This window comes from Pseudomonas sp. (assembly GCF_050739995.1).
Classification (GTDB): Bacteria; Pseudomonadota; Gammaproteobacteria; order Pseudomonadales; family Pseudomonadaceae; genus Aquipseudomonas.
Genome location: NZ_JBOICG010000430.1, coordinates 1 through 2,638, shown reverse-complemented (window position 1 = coordinate 2,638; position 2,638 = coordinate 1). Strand labels below are relative to the sequence as shown.

The window sequence follows — 2,638 nt, the reverse complement described above, 5'->3', positions numbered from 1 at the left end:
ACCTGGGGCTGGAGCAAATGACCGCCGAGCGCTTTATCGAGAGCCCGTTCGTGCGCGGTGATCGGCTGTATCGTACTGGCGACCTGGTGCGTTATCTGCCGGATGGCAACCTGGCATTCCTGGGGCGCAACGACTTTCAGGTCAAGCTGCGCGGTGTGCGGCTGGAACTGGGTGAAATCGAATCGCGACTGTCGGCACACCCGGCGTTGCGTGAAGTGGCAGTGCTGATTCGCGATGAGCGCTTGGTCGCCTACTTCACTCTGCGCGGCCAGGCACCGAGCCTGAGCGCTTTGCGTGCCCATGTGCTGGAGCAGTTGCCGGAATACATGGTGCCGGCGGCCTTTGTGCAATTGGCTGAATGGCCGCTCAACCCCGCGGGCAAGCTCGACCGCAAGGCCCTGCCGGAGCCGGGGGTGGATGCCGTGGTCAGTCGTGCTTACGAGCCACCGCTGGGCGAGGTGGAAACCTTGATGTCCGGCATCTGGGCCGAGGTCTTGAAGCTGGAGCGGGTAGGGCGCCACGACCACTTCTTTGAACTGGGCGGGCATTCCTTGCTGGCGGTAAATCTGGTGGCGCGCCTGCGCAAGGCCGGTTTGGCGGTGGACACCCGCAGCGTGTTCAGCCAGCCGACCCTGGCGCAACTGGCGGCGTGCTCGGTGGCACAGGTGCAACGCGTGGAAGTGCCGCAGACCGCCATCCCACAGCTCAATCGCCGTCGTCGGATCTAAGGGGGGCACGCGGTCAATGTGGAAGTTCCCTCGCCACAGCTTACTTTTTGTTTATCTCCCCGGCCTGAGCGATATCGCCGCGGCAGCGGCGGATTATTAAAAGTGGTATGTACACCGATGAGAAGGAAAATGGGGGCGTGTGCTGTGACCATCACCGCCCTTATCCGAGATAGCAGATAAAAACGCCTTGTTGTTAAAATCGTCGACAACTATTGAAAGGTTTTTACTGAATTCCTTTAAGGTCACGGAATAATGCGGACGTGCTTCAGATCAAAAGAGCCGGACATCAAGAAATGTTGTGTTGGGTCAATGTCCTGAACCATCTTGCAGTCAGTAAATTTACCAACAATATGTTCATGTCCAGCTGTTCGGTTTGAGGTAAGGGTGAGGGTGTCTGCATGCGCATAATAGGAACTTATCCGGCCGTTTATCACGAGTGCGTAAGTTACAGTTTCGTCACCGAAATATTGTACGGGGTGGGTGCCGTCAGGTACTGAGTCAACAAAGCTCACCACGACGGCTTGGTAATCGGCGCTGCGATCGTCTCCCACTCTCCTCGCATACCATGTGGTTTCGAATACTGGGTCGCCAAGGTGTTTGTCGAATTGCAATTCTTTTTCGCGTGGTAGTGGGAATGGCGCATCTTTCAGGGCTGCTGTAAATGTTCCAGTTGCTTTGCTGTGATGTTGGTTGTTGTGATGGATAAGATCAATCAGGTGCTTATTAGCCATTTTTAAACCCTTCCATTGTTTGTTTGATGGTGTGCCGAATTATTACTTGTAGGAAAAGGATGTCTACTGTGAATTCTGACAGGGTTTAAATGATCTGATAGTTATTGCGTTAATTTATATGGCACGGAAGTGTGAGCGCCTTGCGCGCCCTCGCAACGTAAAATTTGGTAGAGACGCTCTGAAGGATTGCACCAGCATCCACGCATATTTTACGCGTGGATGCTGAATATCACGGCTCATAATCTGACTTAAGGTAGGCAACACACCGATGCGACTCGCTCTTTGGGTTTCTTCGGCGGTTCATTGACGAAGATACCCAAGAGAACATAAATAGGACTGTGTCGGCCCGCACCTAAACGTTGCGTTAGATGCGAGCGCAGACACACGGGTAGTGTGATTGCGCGCTACCCGTTTACGGACGTGAAGGAATGAACGCCACACTGCCCCCCGAACGCTTCTGGAACAGCCGCTCGCCGTTGTCCGGCTGGGTGGTGATGACCTGATGGTCCGCACCGAGGAACGCCAGCGGCGTCGGGTCTTCCTTGGAGTACTGCGCGACGATGATCGTGTGTTGCGGGTCGAAGCCCTGGCCGCTGGTTTTTTCCAGCCAGGCCATGAGCGCGGCGCTGTCGCCCTGGCGCGGGAAGTCTTGGGTTTCGCTGACGTAGTAGAACGGTTTGCCGCCGTTCTGCAGGTACATGGGCAGCTTGTTATCGACTTCCACCAACACCATCTGCCATTGGTTCCACGGTGCGGTTTTGACCGCTTCGGCCTGCACATCCTCGGCGAAACGAGTCACGCCGCCGTTGCCGGTGGTCCAGGGGTAAATCACGCCGAGTACCAGCAGCAGTAAACCTGCGGTGATACCGAAACCTTTCTGCCAACGCGGCCAGTTGGCTTGTTTCTTCTCCAGGCGTTCGCTCAGCCACCAGGCTGCCAACAGTTGGGCAAACGGCACCAGCGGCAGTACGTAGTAGCTGCGACGGCTGCCGCTGGCGGTGAAGAACACGAACAGCAGGCCCAGGCCCCACACCAGCCAGCGCACATTGGGTGGTGTCTGCCGCCAGTTGCGCACGGCCAGCCACAGGCCCAGCAACCAGCAAGGCGCCCACGGCAGGGTGTAGACCGGCAGATAGATCAGGTAGGTGTAGATCGGCCCCATATGGTCGAACGGGTCGA

The 2,638-nt window shown here is 56.6% G+C and carries 2 protein-coding genes and 1 pseudogene; 1 reads left to right on the top strand and 2 read right to left on the bottom strand.

Going from position 1 to position 2,638, the window contains the following annotated elements; genetic code table 11:
* A partial coding sequence (locus tag ACRESD_RS14215; RefSeq protein ID WP_431751487.1) for a phosphopantetheine-binding protein occupies nt 1-728 on the top strand: 728 nt, incomplete at its 5' end.
* Nucleotides 729-970: 242 nt separating this feature from the next.
* On the opposite strand, the gene ACRESD_RS14210 is transcribed toward ACRESD_RS14215, so the two are convergent.
* Together ACRESD_RS14210 and ACRESD_RS14205 are read right to left on the bottom strand one after the other, a co-directional pair.
* A complete protein-coding gene (locus tag ACRESD_RS14210; RefSeq protein WP_431751486.1) occupies nt 971-1,459 on the bottom strand; it encodes a hypothetical protein in 489 nt (162 codons plus the stop codon).
* 412 nt (nt 1,460-1,871) lie between these two features.
* Nucleotides 1,872-2,638: pseudogene (locus ACRESD_RS14205) on the bottom strand (dolichyl-phosphate-mannose--protein mannosyltransferase); the annotation flags it as partial.

Coding starts and splice junctions, on each gene's coding strand:
- ACRESD_RS14210 (WP_431751486.1), bottom strand. CDS start 1,459: ATGGCTAATAAGCACCTGATTGATCTTATCCATCACAACAACCAACAT.